This is a genomic window from Streptomyces spinosisporus (assembly GCF_022698145.1).
GTDB lineage: Bacteria > Actinomycetota > Actinomycetes > Streptomycetales > Streptomycetaceae > Streptomyces > Streptomyces spinosisporus.
Map to the genome: position 1 here is coordinate 16670 of NZ_JALDAX010000007.1, position 23404 is coordinate 40073.

General features: G+C 72.5%; 23 protein-coding genes. 10 read left to right on the plus strand and 13 right to left on the minus strand.

Going from position 1 to position 23404, the window contains the following annotated elements; translation table 11 throughout:
* Window positions 1–32: 32 nt before the first annotated feature.
* Window positions 33–1052: an NAD-dependent epimerase/dehydratase family protein gene (locus MQN93_RS19525; RefSeq protein WP_242710536.1), complete on the minus strand. Its 1020-nt coding sequence runs from the start codon at window positions 1050–1052 to the stop codon at window positions 33–35.
* A 144-nt stretch (window positions 1053–1196) separates the two neighbouring features.
* Between MQN93_RS19525 and MQN93_RS19530 the strand changes: the two genes are divergently transcribed.
* Window positions 1197–1787, plus strand: a complete 591-nt coding sequence (locus MQN93_RS19530) for a TetR/AcrR family transcriptional regulator (RefSeq protein WP_242710537.1) — start codon at window positions 1197–1199, stop codon at window positions 1785–1787.
* An 18-nt stretch (window positions 1788–1805) separates the two neighbouring features.
* Here the strand turns inward: MQN93_RS19530 and MQN93_RS19535 are convergent, their stop codons facing one another.
* Window positions 1806–2402 (minus strand): NADPH-dependent FMN reductase, encoded by a 597-nt coding sequence (locus MQN93_RS19535; RefSeq protein WP_242710538.1) that lies wholly within the window; start codon window positions 2400–2402, stop codon window positions 1806–1808.
* A 112-nt stretch (window positions 2403–2514) separates the two neighbouring features.
* Between MQN93_RS19535 and MQN93_RS19540 the strand changes: the two genes are divergently transcribed.
* The gene (locus MQN93_RS19540) at window positions 2515–3351 is read left to right on the plus strand and encodes a helix-turn-helix domain-containing protein (protein WP_242710539.1); all 837 of its coding nucleotides are present in this window, start codon (window positions 2515–2517) and stop codon (window positions 3349–3351) included.
* 25 nt (window positions 3352–3376) lie between these two features.
* On the opposite strand, the gene MQN93_RS19545 is transcribed toward MQN93_RS19540, so the two are convergent.
* From MQN93_RS19545 to MQN93_RS19555, 3 genes are all read right to left on the minus strand, one after another.
* Complete coding sequence (locus MQN93_RS19545) at window positions 3377–4369, minus strand: LLM class flavin-dependent oxidoreductase (protein ID WP_242710540.1); 993 nt, start codon at window positions 4367–4369, stop codon at window positions 3377–3379.
* A gap of 55 nt (window positions 4370–4424) precedes the next feature.
* Window positions 4425–5822: an FAD-binding oxidoreductase gene (locus MQN93_RS19550; RefSeq protein ID WP_242710541.1), complete on the minus strand. Its 1398-nt coding sequence runs from the start codon at window positions 5820–5822 to the stop codon at window positions 4425–4427.
* A 135-nt stretch (window positions 5823–5957) separates the two neighbouring features.
* The gene (locus MQN93_RS19555; RefSeq protein ID WP_242710542.1) at window positions 5958–7643 is read right to left on the minus strand and encodes a LuxR family transcriptional regulator; all 1686 of its coding nucleotides are present in this window, start codon (window positions 7641–7643) and stop codon (window positions 5958–5960) included.
* A 158-nt stretch (window positions 7644–7801) separates the two neighbouring features.
* On the opposite strand from MQN93_RS19555, the gene MQN93_RS19560 reads away from it, so the two are divergent.
* Window positions 7802–8635, plus strand: a complete 834-nt coding sequence (locus MQN93_RS19560; RefSeq protein WP_242710543.1) for an alpha/beta fold hydrolase — start codon at window positions 7802–7804, stop codon at window positions 8633–8635.
* A gap of 20 nt (window positions 8636–8655) precedes the next feature.
* Complete coding sequence (locus MQN93_RS19565) at window positions 8656–9147, plus strand: phosphatase domain-containing protein (protein WP_016431049.1); 492 nt, start codon at window positions 8656–8658, stop codon at window positions 9145–9147.
* Window positions 9148–9845: 698 nt separating this feature from the next.
* On the opposite strand, the gene MQN93_RS19570 is transcribed toward MQN93_RS19565, so the two are convergent.
* The 3 genes from MQN93_RS19570 to eno all read right to left on the minus strand — a co-directional run bounded on the left by MQN93_RS19570 (window position 9846) and on the right by eno (window position 12394).
* Window positions 9846–10061: a dodecin gene (locus MQN93_RS19570; protein WP_016431048.1), complete on the minus strand. Its 216-nt coding sequence runs from the start codon at window positions 10059–10061 to the stop codon at window positions 9846–9848.
* A gap of 114 nt (window positions 10062–10175) precedes the next feature.
* Window positions 10176–10991, minus strand: a complete 816-nt coding sequence (locus tag MQN93_RS19575; RefSeq protein ID WP_242710544.1) for an SAM-dependent methyltransferase — start codon at window positions 10989–10991, stop codon at window positions 10176–10178.
* Between the two features lie 119 nt (window positions 10992–11110).
* Window positions 11111–12394, minus strand: coding sequence for a phosphopyruvate hydratase (eno, locus tag MQN93_RS19580; protein ID WP_016431046.1), 1284 nt, complete (start codon window positions 12392–12394; stop codon window positions 11111–11113).
* Between the two features lie 97 nt (window positions 12395–12491).
* On the opposite strand from eno, the gene MQN93_RS19585 reads away from it, so the two are divergent.
* From MQN93_RS19585 to MQN93_RS19595, 3 genes are all read left to right on the plus strand, one after another.
* Window positions 12492–13367, plus strand: coding sequence for a winged helix-turn-helix transcriptional regulator (locus MQN93_RS19585; RefSeq protein WP_242710545.1), 876 nt, complete (start codon window positions 12492–12494; stop codon window positions 13365–13367).
* Window positions 13368–13516: 149 nt separating this feature from the next.
* On the plus strand, window positions 13517–14770 hold the full coding sequence (locus MQN93_RS19590; RefSeq protein ID WP_242710546.1) for an extracellular solute-binding protein: 1254 nt from the start codon (window positions 13517–13519) through the stop codon (window positions 14768–14770).
* Window positions 14771–14868: 98 nt separating this feature from the next.
* On the plus strand, window positions 14869–15945 hold the full coding sequence (locus MQN93_RS19595; protein WP_242710547.1) for an ABC transporter substrate-binding protein: 1077 nt from the start codon (window positions 14869–14871) through the stop codon (window positions 15943–15945).
* A 71-nt stretch (window positions 15946–16016) separates the two neighbouring features.
* Here the strand turns inward: MQN93_RS19595 and egtD are convergent, their stop codons facing one another.
* Genes egtD through egtA form a run of 4 tightly spaced genes read right to left on the minus strand, consistent with a single transcriptional unit; the run spans window position 16017 to window position 20438 of the window.
* The gene (egtD, locus tag MQN93_RS19600) at window positions 16017–16979 is read right to left on the minus strand and encodes an L-histidine N(alpha)-methyltransferase (protein WP_242710548.1); all 963 of its coding nucleotides are present in this window, start codon (window positions 16977–16979) and stop codon (window positions 16017–16019) included.
* Window positions 16976–17779, minus strand: a complete 804-nt coding sequence (egtC, locus tag MQN93_RS19605; protein WP_242710549.1) for an ergothioneine biosynthesis protein EgtC — start codon at window positions 17777–17779, stop codon at window positions 16976–16978. Before egtC ends, egtD begins: the two co-directional genes overlap by 4 nt.
* On the minus strand, window positions 17779–19125 hold the full coding sequence (egtB, locus tag MQN93_RS19610) for an ergothioneine biosynthesis protein EgtB (protein ID WP_242710550.1): 1347 nt from the start codon (window positions 19123–19125) through the stop codon (window positions 17779–17781). Before egtB ends, egtC begins: the two co-directional genes overlap by 1 nt.
* Window positions 19122–20438 (minus strand): ergothioneine biosynthesis glutamate--cysteine ligase EgtA, encoded by a 1317-nt coding sequence (gene egtA, locus MQN93_RS19615; protein WP_242710551.1) that lies wholly within the window; start codon window positions 20436–20438, stop codon window positions 19122–19124. The genes egtB and egtA overlap by 4 nt, the downstream gene beginning before the upstream one ends.
* A 288-nt stretch (window positions 20439–20726) precedes the next feature.
* On the opposite strand from egtA, the gene MQN93_RS19620 reads away from it, so the two are divergent.
* Window positions 20727–21560, plus strand: a complete 834-nt coding sequence (locus MQN93_RS19620) for a TIGR02452 family protein (protein WP_242710552.1) — start codon at window positions 20727–20729, stop codon at window positions 21558–21560.
* A 126-nt stretch (window positions 21561–21686) separates the two neighbouring features.
* Here the strand turns inward: MQN93_RS19620 and MQN93_RS19625 are convergent, their stop codons facing one another.
* On the minus strand, window positions 21687–22091 hold the full coding sequence (locus MQN93_RS19625) for a cupin domain-containing protein (RefSeq protein WP_242710553.1): 405 nt from the start codon (window positions 22089–22091) through the stop codon (window positions 21687–21689).
* An 80-nt stretch (window positions 22092–22171) separates the two neighbouring features.
* Between MQN93_RS19625 and MQN93_RS19630 the strand changes: the two genes are divergently transcribed.
* On the plus strand, window positions 22172–22858 hold the full coding sequence (locus tag MQN93_RS19630; protein WP_242710823.1) for a helix-turn-helix transcriptional regulator: 687 nt from the start codon (window positions 22172–22174) through the stop codon (window positions 22856–22858).
* Between the two features lie 41 nt (window positions 22859–22899).
* Window positions 22900–23331, plus strand: coding sequence for a hypothetical protein (locus MQN93_RS19635; RefSeq protein WP_016431035.1), 432 nt, complete (start codon window positions 22900–22902; stop codon window positions 23329–23331).
* Window positions 23332–23404 lie beyond the last annotated feature (73 nt).

The window sequence follows — 23404 nt, forward strand, 5'->3', positions numbered from 1 at the left end:
GGTGCATGGGGCGGGGTGGCGCGCGCCTCCGGCTACACCGCGCCGTGCGCGATGAGGCTCTCGGCGCAGTCGAGCACCGTCCGGCGGGCGGGGCGCGGCTGCCAGTCGAGGAGGATTCGCGCCTTCTCGGTGCTGTGCCGGTTGCGGCGGCCCAGGGCCGGGGTGATCTCCCGCAGGGACGGGTCCCGGAAGCGGGCCAGCAGCCGGATGGCGACGTCCGGGACCTGACGGGTGGGCACCCTGCGCCCGTGCTCGCCCAGGCCCTCGCGCAGAGTGCGCGCCATGTCCGCCATCCACAGGAACTCACCCGTGGCGAGGAAGCGCTCGCCCGCAGCGGCGGGCGACGTCATGGCCCGGAGGTGGACGTCGACCAGATCGCGCACGTCGACGACCTCCAGGCCGATCCGCGGGACGCCGCTCATCCGGCCCGAGACCATCCGGCCGACGATGCCGACGGACCCGGTGGTGTCGGGCGTCAGGACGGGCCCGAAGACCGCTCCGGGAAGCACCGTGGTCAGTTCGGTCGGACCGTCGTGGGACTCGATGAACTCCCAGGCCGCGCGTTCGGCGAAGGTCTTGGAGCGGCGGTAGGGGATCAGGGTGGGGTCCTCGGGGTCGGTCCACAGAGTCTCGTCGGTGACGCCTTCGGTGGCGTACGAGGAGGGGCTCGCGGCGTTCGCCGCCGAGGTCATCACGACGCGCCGCACTCCGGCCGCGGTGGCCGCGCGCAGGACGCGCAGCGTGCCGCCGCGTGCGGCGGCGATCATCGCGTCGGGCCCGTCGGAGGACAGGCCGAGCGGGGAGGCCATGTGCAGCACGCGGTCGACACCCTTGAGGGCGTCGTCCCAGCCCTCGTCGGAGGTGAGGTCGCAGATCGCGAAGCTCAGCCGGCCGGCGGGGTCGACCTCGCTCGACACGGCCTCGGTGACGGTGTGCTCGCGGTCCGCCGAGCGCACGGTGGTGCGGACGTCGTAGCCGCGGCGCAGGAGTTCGACGACGGCCCAGCCGGCGATGTATCCGCTGCCTCCGGTGACCAGAACCAGTTCGGGCATGAGTGTGCTCCACGGAGAGGGGTGGGTGTGCCAGAATGAAGCGGAGGGCCCTCCGTTATGCCTTCAACGTACCGGAGGCCCCTCCGCCTGGCAAACCCCGCCGATCGACCGCACCCCACCGGCCGTATCGGTACCGACCGACCGATGGGACGACCGACCGCCGTGAACCCGCCGCCCCCCGCGAAGCCGACCCGGAAAGACGCGCTCAGCAACCGGGAGCGGATCCTGACCGTCGCCCGGACCGCCCTCGCCGAGTCCAGCTCCGCCTCCCTCACCGCGATCGCCAAGCAGGCGGGCGTCGGCATCGGCACGCTCTACCGTCACTTCCCCACCCGGGAAGCGCTCGTGATGGAGCTCTACCGCCACGACATCCAGCGCCTGATCGACCGCGCCCCCGAACTGCTGCGGGAGCATCCGCCGCTGGAGGCGTTGCGACTCTGGTTCGACGAGATCGCCCACTACGGCCGGCTCAAGTACGGCGTCGCCGAGGTCATCCACGCCGCCACCAACGGCGGCCGCGACGACGAGAACTACGCCCCCTTCGTCCGCGCCATCGCCCTCCTGCTCGACGCGGGAGCCGCCGACGGCACCCTCAAGCCCGGCCTCGACCCGGAGGACGTCCTGCTCCAGCTGAGCGTGCTGTGGCGGATCGACCCGGCCCGCGGGGGAGAGGAGCGGGCGCGGCGGATCCTCGCCCTCGTCGTGGACGGGCTCAGGGCCGCGCCGGACGCCTGAGCCCGCGCGTCGTCCGGGTCACGCCGGGTAGGGCGCGGCCTCGCGGGCCGACCGCAAAGCGCCCGCCCACCAGGCCAGTTGGTCGAGCAGCGTCTTGGCGTAACCGGCCGCCGCGGTGTCGAGGGGGCGGCCGTCCTGCCAGGCGGTGAAGTAGTTCGGGAAGGCGAGACCGTCGCGGATCGTCACCGCGTGCAGCTCGGTGAGCACGTTCTCCAGATGCAGCACCGCGTGCCGGCCGCCCGCCGCACCGCCGTAGCTGACGAACGCCACGGGCTTGGCCGTCCACTGGGTGAAGTGCCAGTCGATGGCCGCCTTCAGGGAGGCCGGGTAGCTGTGGTTGTACTCGGGGGTGACCACGACGAACGCGTCGGCGTCCTCCAGGGCCGACGTCAGCGCGGCCATCCCGGCCGGACGGGGGTAGTCGTCACCGGCGTACTTCGGCGACGCGGCGGGCAGCGCCAACGGGATGTCGATCTCGGCGAGATCGACGACCTCGACCTCGAACCCACCGTGTTCGGCGGCCTGTTCGGCCACCCACGAGCCCACGACCGGACCGAACCGGCCGTCCCGGACGCTTCCGACGATGATCGCCAACTTGTGCGTGTTCTTGTCCATGACCACCACGATCCGGCCGCGTCCGGGCGCCGACCAGACCGTGCTCAGGCTGGCCCCGACAGGGCCACGCTGAGCCGCCCACCCCCGGCGGAAGGCGGCCTATGCTCCGAGTATGGGTACGCCGTTGGGGGACTTCGTCCGGGCCAAGCGCGACAGCATCCAGCCCGAGTCGCTGGGGCTGCCGAGCCACGGCCGCCGCCGCTCACCGGGCCTGCGGCGCCAGGATCTCGCCACCCGGGCCGGCATCAGCGTCGAGTACCTGACCCGCCTGGAACAGGGCCGCGACCGCAACCCGTCCGTGGCCGTGGTGAACGCCCTCGCCGACGCCCTCAGCCTCGACGCCGCGGAACGCGGCCACCTGCGCTACCTCGCGAAGATCACCGGCGGTGAATGCGTCGCCCACGCCCAACCCGCACCACCGCGCCGCGAGGTCCGGCAGGCGGTCCTCCAGACACTGCGCCTGCTCGAACCGGGCATCGCCGTCGTCACCAACCGGCTGGGCGACATCCTCGCCCGCACCAGCGGCTACGAGGCCGTCATGCGGACCTCCGGCCTGCTCGACGCCGAGAGCCCGAACCTCACCCGCCATCTGTTCACCGACCCCCGCGCCAAGGCCTTCTTCGCCGACTGGGACGAGATCGCGGACCAGCAGGTCTTCGACCTCTGGCTGGCGCCCTCCGTCGAGAGTTCCGAGTGGTTCACCACGGAACTCGCGCCCGTCGCGGGACCCGAGTTCACCCACCGGCTGAACCGCCATGTGGTGCCGCAGCGGGGCGAACTCCGCATCGACCACCCGTCGGCGGGCGCACTCCGGCTGCTCCGCGAGACACTCGAACTCCCCGATGACGCACAGCAGTTGCTCGTCCTCCTGCCCGCGGACGAGCAGACCGCTCAGGCCGTCGACCGCCTCCGCGACCGGCCCCACGGCAGACTGCGCGCCATCTCCTAGCCGTAGTCGAAGCCGTGGTGGGTGATCACCACAGCTTGGCGAGACGCCGGTACGACTCCAGCAGCGCCGACCGGTCGTACGTACTGGTGGTCACCAGCACCTCCTGCGCGCCCGTCTCCTTCAGCACCGTCTCCAGCTCGTCCGCGACCTGCTCCTCGGTGCCCGCGATGTGGCCGGCGAGACCGGACTCGTAGAAGCCGCGCTCCTTCGCGGTCATGGTCAGCGCCTCGACGCGCTCGGCGGGCGGCAGCGGCGGGAAGGTGCCGTGCGTGCGGGAGTACGCCATCGACCAGGCCTCCGGGACGAGCAGCCGACGGGCCTCCTCGGGCGTGGCGGCCACCGCGACGGTGCCGGAGATGACGACGTACGGCTCGCTCGCCCACGCGGAGGGCCGGAAGTGGGCGCGGTAGTGGTCGATGCCGCGCTGCATCTTCGCGCGGTTGCGCAGGTCCCCGATGACCATCGGCAGGCCCGCGCGGGCGGCGATGGCGGCCCCCTCGCCCATGGCCAGCACGAACGCCGGCACGCTCAAGCCCTCGGCGGGGCGCGCGTGCACGCCCGTCGGCGAGGTGCCGCGGAACCAGCCGAGCAGCTCGCCGAGCTGCGCCTCGAAGTCCTCGGCGTCGTCCTTGCCCCGGCCCAGCGCCTTGCGCACCCCGCCGGTGAAGCCGACGGACCGGCCAAGACCCATGTCGATCCGCCCCGGGAAGAGCGACTCCAGCACCCCGAACTGCTCGGCCACGACCAGGGGTTGATGGTTGGGCAGCATCACGCCCCCGGTCCCGACCCGGATCGTGCGGGTCGCCCCCGCGACGGCGGCGGCCAGCACGGTCGGCGCGGACCCGGCGACCCCGGGCACCCCGTGGTGCTCCGAGACCCAGACGCGGTGATAGCCGAGCGCCTCCAGCTCCCGGGCCAGGCCCACGGTGTCCCGCAGCGCCTCGGCATCGGTGTGGCCCTCGCGGGTGCGGGAACGGTCGAGGACGGAGAAGCGGGTCGAGGCGATCGCGGAACTCATACAGGGTTCAACGCCTGGCGGCCCGCAGGATTCCTGCCGGGGTCCGCGGGACGGGTCACGGCGTGATGTTGTGGTTGAGGCGGAACAGGTTGCCGGGGTCGTAGCGGCGCTTCAGATCCGTGAGCCGGTCCAGGTTGCCGCGGTAGTTGGCGCCGACGCGGTCGTGGTCGTCGGCGTCCATGAAGTTCACGTAGCCGCCCTCCGCGCAGTGCGGCCGGAGCGCCTTGAGGTAGGCGCGGACCCAGTCCTTGCGGTCCTCGCACTCCCGGCGCGTGGTGAGCGTGGGGCTGAGCGCGATGGAGTAGTCGGCGTCCCGGTAGGAGAAGGCGGTGTCCTCGGGCCGCACCCGGTGACAGGCGCCGTCGACGGGGAAGACGACGGTGACGCTCTGGATGGACGGGGTGGTGGCGCCGTACTCGACGAGGGTGTCCACCACGCCGTCCGGCAGGCCGTAGCTGAAGGCGCCCTTCCAGTAGTGGTGCAGGCCGGGCGGCACCAGGTCGTCGAAGAGCGTGTTGATGACCGGATACGGCATGCGGGCCACATGCTGACCGAGCACCGGCCCGAGCCCCGCGAGCCGGGCCCGCACCCGGTCGTCCTCCTCCTCGGGACCGGTCCAGCAGACCACCACCCCGCACAGCGGTCGCCCGTGCCAGCGCTCGGGCAGGAACGGCAGCGGCGGCCCGAGCCCCACCACGAGCAGGGCGCCCAGCGTGCCGTCGGACTCGGCGATCAGCTCCCGGTAGCGGCGCATCACCTCGCCGTCGAGCGGATAGAACGTCGGCCCGCCGAGGACGTCGGCGACGGGATGCAGCCGGTAGAGGAAGGACGTGACGACGCCGAAGTTCCCGCCGCCTCCGCGCACCGCCCACAGCAGATCCGTGTTCCCGGCGGCGTCCTGGTCGTCGGTGCAGGTCACGAAGGACCCGTCGGCCGTCACCAGGTCGACCGAGAGCAGGTTGTCGCAGGCCAGACCGTAGCGGCGGTCCAGATAGCCCATGCCACCGCCCGTCGTCAGGCCGCCCACGCCGGTGGTGGACACGATCCCGCCGGTGGTGGCCAGACCGAAGGCGTGCGTGGCGTGGTTGACGTCCGCCCAGGTGCAGCCGCCCTCGACCCGGGCGGTGCGGGCCACGGGGTCGACGCGGACGCCGCGCATCGCCCCGAGGTCGAGCACGACACCGTCGTCACAGGTTCCGTGCCCGGCCACACCGTGACCGCCGCCGCGCACCGCGAGCGCCAGGCCCTGGTCGCGGGCGAAGTCCACGGTGGCCATGACGTCGCCCGCGTCCGCGGCCCGGACGACTAGCGCCGGCCGCCTGTCGATCATGGCGTTGTAGACCTTGCGGGCCTCGTCGTACTCCGGATCGTCCGGCTCGACGATCTCGCCGCGCACGGCCCCGCGCAGCCGCTCCAGCAGCCTGTCGTCGAGGGCCGGTGGGGAGGCGGTCATGGCCACCACCTGCTTTCCGCTCGGGTCGGGACGGCGTACCCCTCCTGTCTACGCGGACGGCGGGACGGTCCTCATCGCCCGAGCGGCCCATCCGGTCCGTCACGGGCATGGGCAGAACTGCCCATCACGCCGTCGTCAGACCAGCCCGTGCGTGTACGTGTACGCCGTCGCCGCGGCCCGTGAGGAGACGCCGAGCTTGGCGAAGATGTTGTTCAGATGCCGGGCCACCGTGTGCTCGCTGATCACCAGCTCCGCCGCGATCGCCCGGTTCGTGCGGCCCGCCGCGACCAGCCGGAGCACCTGGATCTCCCGCCCGGTGAGCCCTCCCGGCCGGCGCCCGCGCAGCGCGTCGAGCAGGGCGGCGGCCCGGCGCGCGTCCGGTACCGCGCCCAGGTCCCGGAAGGCCTGTGCCGCGGCCCGCAGCTCCATGCCGGCGCCCTCGTCGTCGCCGACGGCCCGGTGGGCGGCGGCCAGCGTCATCCGCACCTGCGCCGCCTCGTAGGGCACGTCCAGCTCCAGCCACAGTCCGCAGGCGCGGTGCAGCCCGGGCAGCGCCCGGTCGAGGTCGCCCTCCGCGAGGGCCAGCGCACCGTCCGCGGCCGCCGCGCCCGCATGCAGCACGGTCACCTCCGAGCCGCACCGCCGCCGCCAGTCCTCGGCCGTGCGCCCCAGCTCCCCGGCCGCGGCGCGCGCCTCGTCGAGCCGCCCCAGCGCGAGCGTGACCTCCACCTGGGCGGCGAGCAGCCGGGAGCGTTCGAGAGGGCCCGCCGACCGCTCCGCCAGCGCGGGCCTGAGGGCCGCCGCCGACGCCTCGGCCCTGCCCTGCGCCAGCCGCAGCAGGGCGAGTCCGGGCTGCGGGTCGCGGCCGAGCTCGTGGGCGCGTTCGTACGACTGCTCGGCGGCGGCCAGTTCCCCGCGCCGCCGCCGGATCTCGGCCATCACATAGAACGCCTCGGCGGCGGTGCGGCGTTCGTAGGGGAGCAGTTCCTCACAGGTGCGTACGGCCTCGGCGGTCGCTCGGGTCCAGTCGCCCCGCAGCTCCAGCACCTCCACCCGGTGCACCCGGCACAGGCCGCGGAAGTTGTTCTCGGCCGGCATCGAGGCGCACCACCGCATGGCCGCCTCGGTCCATTCGGCGGCGCGGGCGAGGTCGGCGCAGGCCATGGACTGCTGGAGCCCCAGGCAGTAGATCCAGCCGGTGAAGAAGGCGCTGAGCTCGCCCGCCGTGGCCGCGCACATCGCGTCGTCGAGCAGATCGAGCCCGTCGGCCACCCGGCCCTGCGCCAGCAGCACGGACGCCCGTGCCTGCACACTCATGGCGTACAGGTCACGGTCGTGGCAGTGGCGCGCGATCTCGCCCATGCGCCGGGCCAGGGTCATCGCCTCGTCGAACGCTCCGCGCCGCTGCGCCGCCTCGGCGTCCATCCAGGCGAGATAGCACTGCTCGACGCACTCGGGTGCGCCGCGCAGCTGCTCCCGGGACCGGCGCAGCCAGCCGGCGGCGACGGCCGACCGTCCGGCGAGCTGATGCTCGTAGAAGAGCATCCACGCGCAGTACGCGGCCCGGCGGGCGTCGTCTGCCGCGGCGAATCCGGAGTAGGCCCGCGCCCGCTGCACGATCGACTCGTCGACATGGCCCGTCCACCAGGCGGCGTCGGCGAAGGCGGCACAGTCGTCGGGGGTGAGCCGGTCGGGCTCCAGCCGGTGCAGCAGCCCGTACGCCTCGGCCCAGGCCTCCCGCGCCGCAGCGTCCCGCGCCCGCCGCAGCAGGTCGGCGCCCGCATCGTCGCGCCTTCGCTCCACGCCACTTCGCTCCACCACCCACGGCTCCCTCCGCGCGAACCGCGCCCAGGACCGCCCCTTTTGTCAGGATAGTCAAGTCAGGGATGCGGGCCGCGAGGTACCGGCCGTTCCGTCGGAGACAACTTGCGCTTGCTAGCGTGTGCACGTCACGGTCGACCGACGTCTGGAGCGCCTCCGTGAGCGACTGGCCGCTGACCCGGACCTTCCGCAGCAGCTCCGGAAGCGTCCGCTGGGACACGTTGGGAGACCCCGGCCGGGACCCGGTCGTCCTCTGTCACGGCACGCCGTTCTCGTCGTACGTGTGGCGCGCCGTCGCCCGCGCTCTCGCCGGCCGGTACCAGGTGTTCGTGTGGGACATGCCCGGCTATGGCGCCTCGCAGATGTCCGACGGACAGGACGTCTCGCTGGCGGCCCAGAGCCGGGTCTTCACCGAACTCTTGGCGCACTGGGAACTCACCGAACCGCTGGTCGTGGCGCACGACTTCGGCGGTGCCGTGTCCCTGCGGGCCCATCTGTTGCACGAGGTCCGCTACCGCGCCCTCGCCCTGGTCGACCCGGTCGCGCTGGCCCCGTGGGGCTCGCCGTTCTTCCGGCTCGTCGGCGAACACGCCCACGTCTTCGAGCAGTTGCCGCCCGCGCTGCACGGCGCCCTGGTGCGCGAGTACATCTCCTCGGCCAGCAGCCGGGGACTGCACCCCGCCGTACTGGAACGGCTCGTCGAGCCCTGGCTCGGCGACCTCGGACAGCCGGCCTTCTACCGGCAGATCGCCCAGGCCGACCAGCGCCACACCAACCAGATCCAGCACCGCTACGGCGAGATCCGCGTCCCGACCCTGGTCTGCTGGGGCCAGGAGGACACCTGGATCCCGCCGGTCAAGGGCCATGAGCTCGTCGCCCGCATCCCGACCGCCCGCCTCGAACCCGTCCCCGGCGCCGGTCACCTCGTCCAGGAGGACGCCCCCGCCGAACTCACCGCCGCCCTGGTCGCGTTCCTCCAGGACCCCCGCTGACCCCCGTCTAGGGTGACCGTGTGACCGACAGCAGCGAACGGCCGATCGCCGTGTTCGACCTCGACAACACGCTGGCCGACACGGCCCACCGGCAGCGGTTCCTGGAGCGCCGCCCGCGGGACTGGGACGCCTTCTTCGCGGCCGCCCCCGCCGACCCGCCGATCCCGGAGGGCGTCACGCTGGCGCTGGAGAGCGCGAAGGAGTGCGAGGTCGTCTATCTCACCGGGCGGCCCGAGCGCTGCCGTCGGGACACGGTCGCCTGGCTCGCCGCGCAGGGACTGCCCGAAGGGCGGCTGCACATGCGGCGCAACGACGACCGCAGGCCCGCCCGCCGCACCAAGCTGGAGATCCTGCGCCGCCTCGCCCGCACCCGGGAGATCCGCGTGTTCGTGGACGACGACGAGCTGGTGTGCGAGGACGCCGAACGGTCCGGCTTCAACGTCGTACGCGCCCACTGGACCGCTCCGTCCACCGCCCTGAGGACGGCGCAGGAGGGGGAAGGGCGGACCTGAGGCCCGAACGCATTCCAGCCCCGCCGCCCCGAATGCCGAAGCCTCCGGCGACGAACATGCTCCGTCGGCACGCCTGAGTGCCCGGTGGCGGGCGGCTCGGTCGGTCCTGTTGCTGGCATGGCCGAGGGCCTGGTGGGGGTGGTCTGCCTGGGGCTGCATGGCCGGGTGCCGTGGCGGGCGGTCTGCCTGGGGCTGCATGGTCGGGTGCCGGGTGCCGGGTGCCGGGTGCCGGGTACCGGGTGGCGGGTACCGGGTGGCGGGCGGCCGCGTCGGGTCTTGATGTCGGCATGCTCGAGGGCCTGGTGGGGGCGGCCTGTCCGCGGCCGTATGGCCGGATGCCGTGGCGGGCGGTCTGCTCGCGGCCGCATGGCTGGGTGCCCGGTGGCGGGCGGCCCCGTCGGTCCTGATGCCGGCGTGTCCGAGGGCCTGGTGGGGGTGGTCCGCCTGCGGCCGTATGGCCGGGTGCCGGGCGGCTCCGTCGGTCCTGATGCCGGCGTGTCCGAGGGCCTAGTGGCGGCGGTCTGCCTGCAGCCGTATGGCTGGGTGCCGGGTGCCGGGTGCCGGGTGGCTCCGGCGGTCCTGATGTCGGCATGGCCGAGGGCCTAGTGGGGGCGGTCTGTTCGGGGCGGCGTGGCCGGGTGCCTTGTGGCGCCCGGCCTTGTTGGGGCTCGTGCCCGCATGGGCGGGGGCCCGGGGGGTCAGTCCGACTCCTCCAGGCGGAAGCCCACCTTCAGGCCGACCTGCCAGTGCGCGATCTGCCCCTCCTCGATGGCCCCCCTGACCTGGGTCACCTCGAACCAGTCCAGGTTGCGCAGGGTCTGCGAGGCGCGGGTGACGCCGTTGCGGATGGCCTGGTCGACGCTGTCGGGCGAGGTACCGACGATCTCGGTGACCCGGTACGTGTGGTTCGACATGCCGCTGCTCCTCTCGGCGGTGACACCTGTGTCACGCGTCACTCCACCGTGCCCCACGGCACGGCGGAGCGCGACACATCGGACCGCCCCGGCGGCCGTCCGCGACGGATCAGCTCACGGCTTGCGGGCGAGACCGCCGTGCTCGGCTATGACCTCGCCGGCCGCAGAGCCGGGCTCCGGACGCCACAGGGGAACGGAGACGACACCGGGGTCGACCAGCTCCAGGCCCTCGAAGTACGCCGTGATCTCGTCGACCGTGCGCAGGTTGTACGGCACGGCGCCGCTCTCGTTGTAGGCGTCCTGGGCCTGCTCGAAGACCGGGTCGATGCCCCGCGAACCGTCGTTGACGGACAGGTAGCTGCCGGAGGGCAGCGCGTCCATCAGGCGGGTCACGATGGCCCGCGCCTCCTTGTGGTCGCCCACGTGCCCCAGGATGTTGCTGAGGATCAGGCCCGTGGGACGGCTGAGGTCCAGCGTCTCGGCGGCGACGGCCAGGATGCGCTCCGGGTCCGTCACATCGGCGTCGATGTAGGCGGTCGCGCCCTCGTGTGAGGAGTAGAGCAGGGCGCGGGCGTGGGAGAGCACCATCGGGTCGTTGTCGACGTAGACGATCCGTGACTCGGGGGCGATCCGCTGCGCCACCTGGTGGGTGTTCTCGGCGGTGGGCAGGCCCGTCCCGATGTCCAGGAACTGCCGGATCCCGGCCTCGGAGACCAGGTAGGTGATGTTGCGGCGCAGGAACGCGCGGCTGCTGCGGGCGATGGTGACGATGCCGGGGAAGACGGCGGTGTAGGCGTCGCCCGCCTCCTCGTCGACCGGGTAGTTGTCCTTCCCGCCCAGCCAGTAGTTCCAGATCCGGGCCGAGTGCGGCACCGACGTGTCGATCTTCGTGTGCGCCGCCGGTCCGGGGTTGGTCTCAGGGTCGGTCATGTGTCGCGTCCGTCTTTCAGCCGAGGCGGGGATGGGTCAGTGCACAACCTAGGCCCCAATCCCCCTGCCAGGTAGCCCGGTTCGCACTGCAAATCCCAGCTCGTGGCCTCGGAGGGGCTTCAGCGGCGCAGCCCCAGCGCCTCCCGCCCCGCATAGCGGGCCCGGTCGCCGAGTTCCTCCTCGATGCGCACGAGCTGGTTGTACTTGGCCGTGCGGTCGGAGCGGGAGAGCGAACCGGTCTTGATCTGGCCGCAGCCGGTGGCGACGGCGAGGTCGGCGATCGTGGTGTCCTCGGTCTCGCCGGAGCGGTGCGACATCACGACGGTGTAGCCGGCGCGGTGGGCGGCGGTGACCGTGGCCAGGGTCTCGGTGAGGGTGCCGATCTGATTGACCTTCACCAGGATCGAGTTGGCGATGCCGTCGCGGATGCCGGCCCGTAGCAGTGTCTCGTTGGTGCAGAAGACGTCGTCGCCGGTGAGCTGGCAGCGGTCACCGAGCCGCGCGGTCAGGTCGCGCCAGCCCTCGTGGTCGTCCTCGGCCATCGGGTCCTCGATCGAGGCGACGGGGTAGCGGTCGACCAACTCGGCCAGGTAGTCGGCGTGTTCGGCCGGGGTGCGGCGGACGCCCTCGCCCGTGTAGTCGTAGACGCCGTCGCGGAAGAACTCCGAGGTGGCCGGGTCCATGACGAGGGTGATGTCGGTGCCGGGCTTGTAGCCGGTCTCCTCGACGGCGCGGACGACGAACTCCAGGGCCTCCTCCGCGGTGCGCAGATCGGGTGCGAAGCCGCCCTCGTCACCGACGTTCACGCTGTGTCCGGCCGCGAGCAGGCTGCGGCGCAGGGTGTGGAACACCTCCGAGCCCATCCGGACGGCCTCGGCGAAGCTGCCGGCGCCGATCGGGGCGATCATGAACTCCTGGAAGTCCAGCGGATTGTCGGCGTGGGCACCGCCGTTGACGATGTTCATCATCGGTACCGGCAGCAGCCGCGCGTCGACCCCGCCGACGTAGCGGTACAGCGGCAGCCGGTGTGCGGTGGCGGCGGCCTTGGCGGTGGCGAGCGAGACGCCGAGGATCGCGTTCGCGCCGAGGTTCGACTTGGTGTCGGTGCCGTCCAGTTCGGTCATCGTGGCGTCCACGGCGGCCTGGTCCTCGGCGTCGAGCCCGGTCACGGCGTCCGCGATGCGCTCGTTCACGGCGTCGACGGCTCGCCTGACTCCCTTGCCGTGGAAGCGGGTCGGGTCGCCGTCGCGCAGCTCCACCGCCTCGCGCGCCCCGGTGGAGGCGCCGGACGGCACGGCGGCGCGGCCGAGCGAGCCGTCCCTGAGCTCCACATCGACCTCGACGGTGGGGTTGCCCCGGCTGTCGATGATCTCCCGTGCGACGACCCGGCTGATGACGGTCACGTTACGACTCCTCACGGCGGGCCCGCCGTTGTGGCGGCGGACAATAAGTTCCTGACAGAAACAAAGTGAGTTCCGAATGGGAACCTACTATGAGGGCATGAGAATGCACAACGCCGACGAGACATGCGGCATCGCCCAGGCCGCCATGGTCCTGGGCGACTGGTGGAACGTGCTGGTGCTGCGGGAGATCGCCCGCGGACACGTCCGCTTCGACGCGCTCGCCGCCGGGATCGGGCTGTCCCGCAAGGTCCTCACCGAACGGCTCGGCCGGCTCGTCGCCCACGGAGTGCTGCAGCGCAGCCTCTACCAGCGGCGTCCGGTGCGCTACGAATACCTGCTCACGGACGCCGGTTCGGCGCTGCTGCCGCTGTTGGTCGCCATGCAGGACTGGGGCGACCGCTGGATGCTGGGCGACGGCAGTCTCACCGCGACGGCCGGGGAGGACGGCGCCGAGCACGCCCGGGTGCACGCACTGGTCGGCACCCGCCTGCCCGACGGCCTCGAACTGCCCGGCACGCAGGGCGCCAACCTGCCCCTCACCTCCCCGGACGCCGCCGCCACGGTGCTCTTCACCTACCCCGGCACCGGGATCGACTGGGTCGAGTCCATTCCGGGCGCTCCCGGCTGCACCCTGGAGAACCGCCTTTTCAGGGACGCCTGGCCCGACTTCCGGCGGGCGGGCGTAGACGTGCGGGGCATCAGCACCCAACTCACCCCCGCACAGGCCGAGTTCGCCCGTACCGAGGAGATTCCGTACGCGCTCCTGTCCGATGCCCGTCATCAACTGGCCGCCGCCCTGCGGCTGCCGACCTTCCGGGGCGCCGGCCGGCTGCGGCTCAAGCGTCTGATCCTCGTCGCCGACGCCGAACGGACCGTACGGCACGCGCTCTTCCCGGTGACCGACATCCCGCACGGGGTCGAGGAGAGCCTGCGCCTGGCCGAGGAGTACGCGCGGGGTCGGCGCTCGTCGTAGCCGCCTTTTGTCAACGGAAGTGCGAAATGCACACCCCTTGACTGACGTATTGGTCCATACCAAACTCCCGGACGACCCGTACGAGCCCCGCGCTCGTCCCCCCCACGTCGGGCCCTTTTCCCTGTCCGTCAGACAGAACAGGACCCCTCGTGGAACGTCGTCGCCTTCTCGCCCTGTCCTCCCTCGGACTCGTCGGCGCCTGTGGGCTCGAACCCGGTGGCAGGAGCAGACGCACCGTCACGGCATGGCTGATGAAGGACAGCGCCTCGCAGGGCTTTCTGCGCCGGTTCACCAGGGCGTTCGAGCGCGACCACCCCGATCTCCGGCTGGACGTCCGCATCCAGCAGTGGACCGGCATCGGTCAGAAGGTGCAGGCGGCGCTGAACGCCGACTCCGGGGACGGGCCGGACGTCATCGAGGTCGGCAACACCCAGGTGCCGCAGTACGTGGAGGGCGACCGGCTGCTCGACCTGACCCTGGAGTCGTCACTGCGCTGGGGCGGCGAGGGCTGGCTGCCCGGGCTCAGGGAGCCGGGGCAGCTGCTCTCCCACCAGTACGGCATTCCCTGGTACGCGGCCAACCGCGTCGTCGTCTACCGCAAGGACCTCTTCGCGCAGGCCGGCGTCAAGGCCGTGCCACGCACCCGTGAGCAGTGGCTCGACACCTCCGAGAAGCTCAACTCCCGTGGGAACCAGGGCATCTACCTGGCCGGACAGGACTGGTACACCCTGGCCGGCTTCATCTGGGACGAGGGCGGCGAGCTGGCCGACGACGGGGACGGCGAGGGCTGGCGCGGCACCCTGGACACCCCGGCCGCCCTGCGCGGCATGGACTTCTACCGGCAACTGCAGGCCCTCGGCGACGGACCGGCCGACGCCGACGAGGAACACCCGCCGCAGGCAGGCGTGTTCGCCAAGGGCAAGGTGGCGCAGATGGTGGCGGTCCCGGGGCTCGCCCGCACCGTCGTGCAGCAGAACCCCTCCCTGAAAGGCCAGTTGGGCTTCTTCCCGGTGCCCGGCCCGACCGCCGCCCGCCCGGGCGCGGTGTTCACCGGCGGCTCCGACCTCGTCATACCGAACAACACCCGCGAGCGGGACGGCGCCGTCGCCGTCGTCGGCGCCCTCACCGGAGCCAGATGGGACACCGACCTGGCCCGCACCATGAACTACGTCCCCAACAAGAAGACCCTCGCGGGCGATGTCGCCGGCGAGGAGGGTCTCGCGGCCATGGCGGCCGGTGCCGCCCAGGGCCGGGCCACACCCAGCACGCCCCAGTGGGGCGCGGTCGAGGCGGACAACCCGATCAAGGCGTACATGACCAAGGTGCTCACGGGCGCCGACCCCGCGACCGAGGCCCGCCAAGCCTCGCGGCGCATCACCGACATCCTGAACAGGCTGGGCTGATCGCGACCGAACGGTCCTGGCTCCGACGCATTCACGAAGCCCGGCCCTCCCGAGTTCACGAAGCCCGGCCCTCCCGAGCGACCCCGTAATCTGGCGGCATGGTCACGCGTACGTCGCCCTCCGTGCCGATCGGCGCTCTCGCCCCGCTGACCCGGCCCGGCTGGGTGGAGGCGGGCCAACACCTGCTCGCAGGGCTCGAGTTGGCCGTGCACGAGGTCAACGACGCCGGCGGGATCGGCGGACGGCCGCTGGAGCTGGTGGTCCGGGACACCGCCGCCGATCCGGCGCGGGCCGAAGCGGCCGTCGAGGAACTGGCCGGGCTGGGCGTCGTCGCGCTGGCGGGGGAGTACCACAGCGTCGTCGCCCGCGCCGCTGCCGCCAGGGCCGACGCCCTCGGACTGCCGTTCCTCTGCTCGTCGGCGGTGCTCGACGCGCTCACCGACGAGCCGACGGACCGGGTCGCGCGCCTGGCCCCGGCGCAGTCCCACGGCTGGCGGATCTACGCGGACTTCCTGCTCGACGCCGGTCACCGTCGGATCGCCGTGGCGGCCCAGCCGAGCGTCTACTGGGCATCCGGCACCCGCCTGCTGCGCGAGCACCTCGCCACCCGCGGCGGCGGCGTCGTGGAACTCGACCTGCGCGTGCTCACCCCCGAGGCCGTGTGCGACGAGATCGCCGACCAGGGCGCGACGGCCCTGCTCCTGTTGACCGGTCACCCGGAGCCGGCGGTGTCGCTCGTCCAGGCCGTCCGCGCGGACCGGCGCCTCGCCGACGTCGTGATCGGAGCTCCGGCCGGGCAACCGGAGTTCGCCGAGTGGGCGGCCCTGCTGGGCGACGACGGTGCGGCGATCCCGTTCCTGCGCTACATGCCCGAGCGCCTCGGCGCTCTCGGTGCACGCGTCGAGAAGACCCTGCGCGAACGGCTGGCCCACGCCCCCTCCTTCGTCGCGTTCGAGGGCTACGACACCATCACTGTGCTCGCCGAGGTGCTGCGCTCGTACGGCACGGACCGGGCGAGCGTGGCCGCGTCCTGGCCGCACGTCCGAGTCGAGGGCACCCGGGGGCAGATCAGCTTCACCCGCGTGCCCGGCGTCGGTGTCTGGCAGTGGGCCTGGCCGCCGGTCCAGGTCGTTGACCGGGACCCGGCGGACCCTGACCGGCTCCGGATCGTGTGACGGGGGCGGGCGCCGCTGCCGGCACCCGCCCCCGTCCGTGTGCTGTGGTCACTCGGGCCTGTCGGCCGTCGTCACCGGGCCACGCTCGACGACAGGGCGAACCGTCCTTCCCGGTCCGTCCACCAATGCGTCAACTCCAGCCCCGCAGCCGCGAGTTCGGCGCGTACGCCGTCCTGGCGGAACTTCGCCGAGATCTCGGTGCGCAGGTCCTCGCCCTCGGCGAAGTCGACGGCGAGATCGAGGGCGGGGATCTTGACGGTCTGGGCGGTGCGGGAGCGCAGACGCATCTCGATCCACTCGTTGCGGGAGTCCCACAGGGCGACGTGGTCGAAGGCGTCGGGGTCGAAGTCGGCGTCCAGCTCGCGGTTGACCACGGTCAGGACGTTCTTGTTGAAGGCCGCCGTCACCTGGGCCGCGTCGTCGTAGGCGCGGACCAGGACCTGCTCGTCCTTGACCAGGTCCGTGCCGAGCAGCAGCGCGTCGCCGGGGGAGAGGAGGGAGCGGATCGCGCCGTAGAACGCGGCCCGTTCGGCGGGCAGCAGGTTGCCGATCGTGCCGCCGAGGAACGCGATCAGCCGGGGCCCCGGCGTGTCCGGCAGCGTCACGCTCGCGGTGAAGTCGGCGATCAGCGCGTGGACCCGCAGACCCGGCCGCTCGGCGACGAGGGCCTGCCCGGCCTGCGTGAGCGCGCTCTCGCTGACGTCGACCGGGACATAGGTGTCCAGGTCCGTGAGCGCGTCCAGCAGATACCTGGTCTTCTCGGAGGAGCCCGAACCGAGCTCGATCAGGGTGCGGGCACCGGTCGCCTCGGCGATCTCGGCGGCGCGGGCGATGAGGATCTCCCGCTCGGCGCGTGTGGGGTAGTACTCGGGCAGCTCGGTGATCTGCTCGAACAGCTCACTGCCCCGGGCGTCGTAGAACCATTTCGGCGGCAGCGTCTTGGGCGTACCGGTGAGGCCCCGCTGGACGTCGGCGCGCAGCGCGGCGTCCGTGGCGTCCTCGGGGAGGGTGCGGGTGAGAAGGAACGGGCTCACGTACGGGGCTCCTTCGGCTGTGCGGGCGCCAAGGCGTCGCTCGGCGATTGAACAGGCTCCTTGAGCGGCGTGAGCAGCACGTCGGTGCGGCTCGCCGCGAGGAGTGTGCGGTCGGGAACCTCCTGCCAGTGCGGGTCGTCGTCGTAGGGCTCGGAGGCCACGACGGTGCTGCGGCCGGGCCGGGACAGATACCACAGGGTGTCGCCCCAGGTGGTCGCGGTGATCGTCTCGCCGTTGGTGAGCAGCAGGTTGAGCCGGGAGCCGGGGGCCGCCTCGGCGACCTCCAGGACCGTGTCGGCCAGGGCCTGCCCCTCGTCGTCGCCACCGCGCAGCCGCGCCAGGATCAGCGCCCACACGAGCGCCGAGTCGTTACGGGCCTCCATCGAGAGCACGTCGACCGCGGGCAGGCCCGACACCAGCGGGGCGAGCGAACCCGGCCACCCCTTGACGGCGCCGTTGTGGCTGAACAGCCAGGGCCCCGCGGCGAACGGCGCGGCAGCGGCCTCCGCGTCCGCGCCCGACAGGGTCGCGTCCCGCACGGCGGCGAGCAGGGCCCGCGAGCGCACGACGCGCGCCAGGTCGGCGAAGGACAGGTCCGCCCAGATGGGCCCGGCCCGGCGGTAGCGGGCCGGCACCGGATCGCCCTCGGCATACCAACCGACCCCGAAACCATCGGCGTTGACGGTGCCGTGCCGCTGGTGCCGCGGAGCCCACGACTGCCGGTACAGGGAGTACGCGGGCTCCACGAGGAGCCGCCCGAGCGGCTCCTCGGGCCCCAGATACGCCAGATGACGGCACATCAGACGGCTCCCGAACGGGCCGTGCGGAACCCGGAGAAGATCTGCCGCCGGATCGGGTAGTCCCAGTTGCGGAACGTGCCCCGGCAGGCCACCTGGTCCACGGCGAACGAACCGCCGCGCAGCACCTTGTAGTCGGGACCGAAGAACACCTCCGAGTACTCCTTGTACGGGAAGGCCTCGAATCCCGGGTACGGCGTCAGGTCGCTCGACGTCCACTCCCACACGTCACCGATCAACTGGCGTACGCCGAGCGGGGACTCACCCTGGGGGTAGCTGCCCGCCGGCGCCGGGCGCAGATGCCGCTGGCCGAGGTTGGCGTGCTCGGGCGCCGGGTCGGCGTCACCCCACGGATAGCGCATCGAGCGGCCGGTCGCCGGGTCGTGCCGGGCGGCCTTCTCCCACTCGGCCTCGGTCGGCAGCCGCCGCCCGGCCCAGCGGGCGTACGCGTCCGCCTCGTACCAGCACACGTGCAGCACCGGCTCGTCGGGCGGCACCACCTCGGTGACCCCGAAGCGGCGGCGCAGCCACTGCTTGCCGTCGCGGCGCCAGAACAGCGGCGCGTGCAGGGAGTTCTGGCGGACGTGTGCCCAGCCCTCGGGCGTCCACCAGCGCTCGTTGTCGTAGCCGCCGTCCTCGATGAACGCCTGGTAGGCGCCGTTCGTCACGGGAGCCGTGTCGATGTAGTACGGCGCCACCTCGCGCCGGTGCGCCGGGCGTTCGTTGTCCAGTGCCCAGGGCTCGGTGGAGGTGCCCATCGTGAACGGGCCGCCGGGGACCAGGACTTCGGACGGCCCGGTGTGCACAGGCGCCGGTTCCGGATCCGGGGCGGTCAGGGCCTGCGGGCCCTTGCGGAGCTGATGCGTGATCAGCATCGTCTCGTCGTGCTGCTGTTCGTGCTGCGCGATCATCCCGAAGGCGAAACCCGCCTCGGTCAGCCGCGTCCCGTGGAAGTCGGCGCTCTCCAGCAGGTCCATCACCCGGCCGCGCACCTCGGCCGCGTAGCTGCGCGCCTCGGCGGGCGGCAGCAGGGGCAGCGAGGGCCGTTCGGAGCGCGGATGCTCGAAGGCGTCGTAGAGGCCGTCGATCTCGGGTCGCATCGCCTCCCGGCCGGCGACCGCCCGCAGCAGCCACAGCTCTTCCTGGTTGCCGATGTGCGCCAGGTCCCACACCAGCGGCGACATCAGCGGCGAGTGCTGGGCCGTGAGGTCGGGCTCCTCGACACAGCTGGTCAGGAGCGTGGTGCGGTCACGGGCCGTGACGAGGGTGGTCAGCGCCCGCTCGCGGAGCGTCTCCGCGTCGATGAACGTCTCCTCCGTGGAGGTCTCGTCGATGGCGGGGTCGTTCATGTGCGGATGTCCTTCCCGTGCGGGCGCCGGTCGGTGCCACGCACCCGGTCCAGCAGATCGTCGGCCGGGCTGCGGCCCTGGATGACATAGCGGTCCAGGTACGCCGCCACGGCGTCCGTGACCTCGGTGGTGGCGCCGATCCTGGGCAGGGCCTCGACGGCCGCCGCGAAGCAGGTGATCGCCGCTTCGTGCAGTTCGGGGTCGGCCAGGCCGTGCCGGGCCGCGTCGATCCACAGCGGATTGTGCGGCGCGGGCAGGGCGAGAGCCCGCTCGGCGAGCGGCTTCACGGTGCGGTACGCGGTCTCGGCCGCCTCCGGGTCGTCGAAGAGTGCCGTCGCCACGGCGAGCGGAATGATCCACCCGTCCTCTCCCGGCTGCGCGTCGATCATGCGCAGTTCGAGGAACCCGCGCGGTCTGACCGGCGGGAACAGGGTCGTGATGTGGTAGTCGAGATCCTCCCGGGTGGGCGGTCTGGGTGCGCCCGAGACGGCCCACTCCCGGAAGGTCAGCCCCTCCGGGACGTCCCACGGCCCGTCGTCCCGCCGTACGCACATGACCGGTGAGTCGAGGACGTGCCGGGCCCACGCCTGGCGCGGGTCCCCGTCGAGCGGGGGTGCGCCCGCACGGCCGGCGCCTATCTCCAGCCACAGCAGCTGCCGGGTGGAGCGCCAGCCGGTCGGTTCGCGGCGGGCGAGCGGGGAGTTGGCGAAGGCGGCCACCAGGACCGCGCCCAGCTGGTGCGCCAGCCACCAGCGGCGGCCGTGGCCGAGAGGGCCGGGTTCCTCGTACCCGGCGTCCAGACAGACCTGGACGGACGCCGAGGTGCACATCATGCGGCGGCCGGCGGGTCCGGTCCGGTCGAGGCAGGCCTCCAGGGCGTCGTAGCGCGGCTCGTGCAGATACCGGCGGGGAGGGTGCCACGGGTCGTGGCCCATGCCGACCAGGCCGAGATCGTGCTCGGCGAGGACCGAGCGCACGGCGCGGAGATCGGCGGAGACGGTTCCGATGCACTCCATCAGGGAGGCGGCGGGCGCCGAGCTCAGTTCGAGCTGGCCGCCGGGCTCGACAGTGAGCGCCGACCTCAGGGGCACGGACCGCAGTGCGGCGTAGGCCGCTTCGAGTCGTTCGGTGGTGACGGGGAGCTGCGGTGTGCGCAGCTCGTGGACGAGCCATTCCACTTCGACCCCGACGTTGCGGGGCGGGCCGGTCTTGAAACAGATGCCCCGGACCAGTGCCTCCACCTCGGGTGGGGTGAGGGCGGTGCGGGGCTCCGTACAGTCGGGCGCCGGAGGGGTACTCGGCGTATCGGACATGACAGGAACCTCCTGAGATTCGAACGTGCCGCCGCCCCGGGCCGTCAGGTGCCCGGACGGCAGCACTCGTCCCACCCAAGACCCTCCTGCCGCTTCGCACAAGAGTGCGTATCGGCGCGTTCCGACTCGGTAATCTCTCCGTTCCGCGTGTTTGTGTGGGCTTTCCTGGGCGTTTGCGGACGCGGAAACTCTGTTGCACCGCATGTCCAGCATCGCCCAGGATTCCTCCATGAGCACGACGGGGGAGCGCGCACGGTGTGCGCGCATGGCGCTCACGGGGGTGGCGCCATGAGCGCGCGCCTGCGTGGCATCGCGACGCAGACGGAGCAGATCGTGGCAGCGGGGGCGTATCTCGCACCCGACGGGCGCGAGGTGTCGATCGCCGAGGCGGTCGAGGCCGCGCGGGCCGGGACCCGGATGTACGGCCCGGAGCCGGTGCCGATCCCGTCGCCCCCGTCCGACGCCCGTGCCGACACACACTTCGAGGTCACCGGCGAGAGCAGCCTGGAGGCCGCGCGCCGGCTCGGCGGCCGGGTCGCCGTCCTGAACTTCGCCTCGGCCCGCAACCCCGGCGGCGGATACCTGAACGGCGCCCAGGCCCAGGAGGAGGCCCTGTGCCGTGCCTCCGCGCTCTACACCTGTCTGGTGGGAGTCCGCCAGTTCTACGACCACCACCGCGCCCACCGCGATCCGTTCTACACCGACCGTGTCATCCACTCGCCCGCGGTGCCGGTCTTCCGCGACGACCGCGGCCGTCTGCTCGACGCGCCCTGCGCGGTGGGCTTCCTCACGGCCGCGGCACCGAACGCGGGCGTGATCAGGCGTACGGCGCCGGATCGGGCCGACGCACTGCCGCGAGCCCTCGCCGTCCGCGCCGAGCGCGTGCTGGAGACGGCTGCCGCCGAGGGCTATGACCGGCTGGTGCTGGGCGCCTGGGGCTGCGGGGTCTTCCAGAACGACCCGGCGCAGGTGGCGGGCGCCTTCCGGGCCCTGCTCGGACCGGGCGGACGGTTCGCCCGGACCTTTGAGCACGTGGTGTTCGGGATCCTCGACCGCACGACGGGCAACACGGTCCGTGGAGCGTTCCTACGGGCCTTTCCGGAGCATCGGCTTCCGGCGTAGCCCGATCGGTGGGCGAGCTCGGTGCGGTCCGCGAGGTGAGGCCCCCGCAGACGGGGGATGCTGCGGGGGCCTCGACCAGGTAGACGGGCGAACGACGGGACAAGTTCCTGTCGGACGCAATTACTTTTACTCTGCGCGGCCGATCTGCATGCCGGGGCGGCGGCGGTGGACCGTCAGGTAAGCCAGGCCCTCGTCGCCCGCGGTGATGCTGCGGGTGGAGCCGTGGGGGAGCCAGACGAGGGCGCCCGGAGCGAGGGGTTGCGCCTCGCTCTCGCGGTCGGTGCCGAGCGCGCCGTCGCCCGCGACGACCAGCAGCAGGACGTCCAGGTCGGGCTCCGCGTGCGGGGCGACACGGTGGCCGGGTGCCAACCGGACGACGTTGGCGTCGAGTTGGCGTCCGCTCTCGGTCAGTTTCCACAGCACACCGGCCGCCGTGGGTTCTTTGGAGGTCAGGGCGGCGGTGTCGCACAGAATGCGCGGGGTGGCCGCCTCCGGCTCCTCGCCGTCTCGCGTCCGTGCTGGCCCGGTCATCGGTCTCCTTCCCTCCGCTAGAATTATTACAGGTTACGCTTGGAGAAAATATCCGCAGCTGGGAGGGGTGGGTGAACGGTATGGCCGGTACGGGTCCCCGCTCGCGCCGCCGTGAGGTCCTCGACGTGCTGCGTGCGGCCTCCGGTCCGCTCGGTGTCGCGGAGACCGCCGAGCGCCTCGGGGTGCACCCCAACACGGTGCGGTTCCATCTGGAGGCGCTGGTCGACGAGGGGGCCGTGGAGCCGCGGGTGCAGGAGCGCTCCGGGCCGGGGCGTCCGCGTACGGTCTATACGCCGCGGCCGGGCATGGACCGAGGTGGCATCCGCAACTACCGGCTGCTCGCGCAGATGCTGCTGGGCAGGCTGGCGGCGACCGGTTCCGATGCGCGTTCCGCCGCCATGGAGGCGGGGCGGGCGTGGGGCCGTTCCCTGGGTGAGGCCCCGCCTTCTCAACGGCAACCCGCTGCCGGGGAGTCGGCGGCTCGGCTCGTCGGGCTGCTGGACGAACTGGGCTTCGCACCCGAACCGGAGAGCGGGAGCGAGGGTGAGGGTAGGGACGGGCCCGGAGCCGTACCGTCGCGGATCCGGCTGCGGCACTGTCCCTTCCTCGAACTCGCCGAGGAGCACGGGCAGTTGGTGTGCCCGCTCCATTTGGCTCTGATGCAGGGGGCGTTGACCGAGATGCGCGCCCCGCTCACGGTGACGGATCTCGAACCGTTCGTCGAACCGGACGTGTGTGTGGCGCACTTGGCGCCCGTACCGCAGTAGACGGCAGGTGGCAGGCAGTTGACGGCAGAAAGGCACCTTTGATGTACCCCACGTGGGCCGCGGCAGCGGTCGCGATGACCTTCGTCTGGCTCGGCATGGTGCTGGCGATCTCCTTCCTGGAGGCGCCGCTGAAGTTCCGCGCCCCCGGTATCACCATCCCCCTCGGCCTGGGCATCGGCCGGCTGGTCTTCCGGGCACTGAACCTCGTCGAGGCCGTACTCGCCGTCGCCGTCCTCGTCACCGTGTCCGCGGGTGACCCGTCGACCGCGGTCGTGGCGCCGGTGGTGGCCACGGTGGTGCTGCTCCTCGCCCAACTGCTCGTCGTACGCCCCCGGTTGAACCGCAGGTCGGACCGCATCCTGGCGGGCGAGAACCTGCCCCGCTCGCACGAGCACTTCTACTACGTCGGCCTGGAGGCGGCGAAGGCCGCGGCGCTGATCGCGCTGGGCGCGGGACTGCTGAGCATCGGCTGACGGCGCCGGGAGTCGGGAGCGGGGCGGTAGAGTTCCAACGTGCGTTGATCTTCCGGGCGGCAGCCGGGTGCTG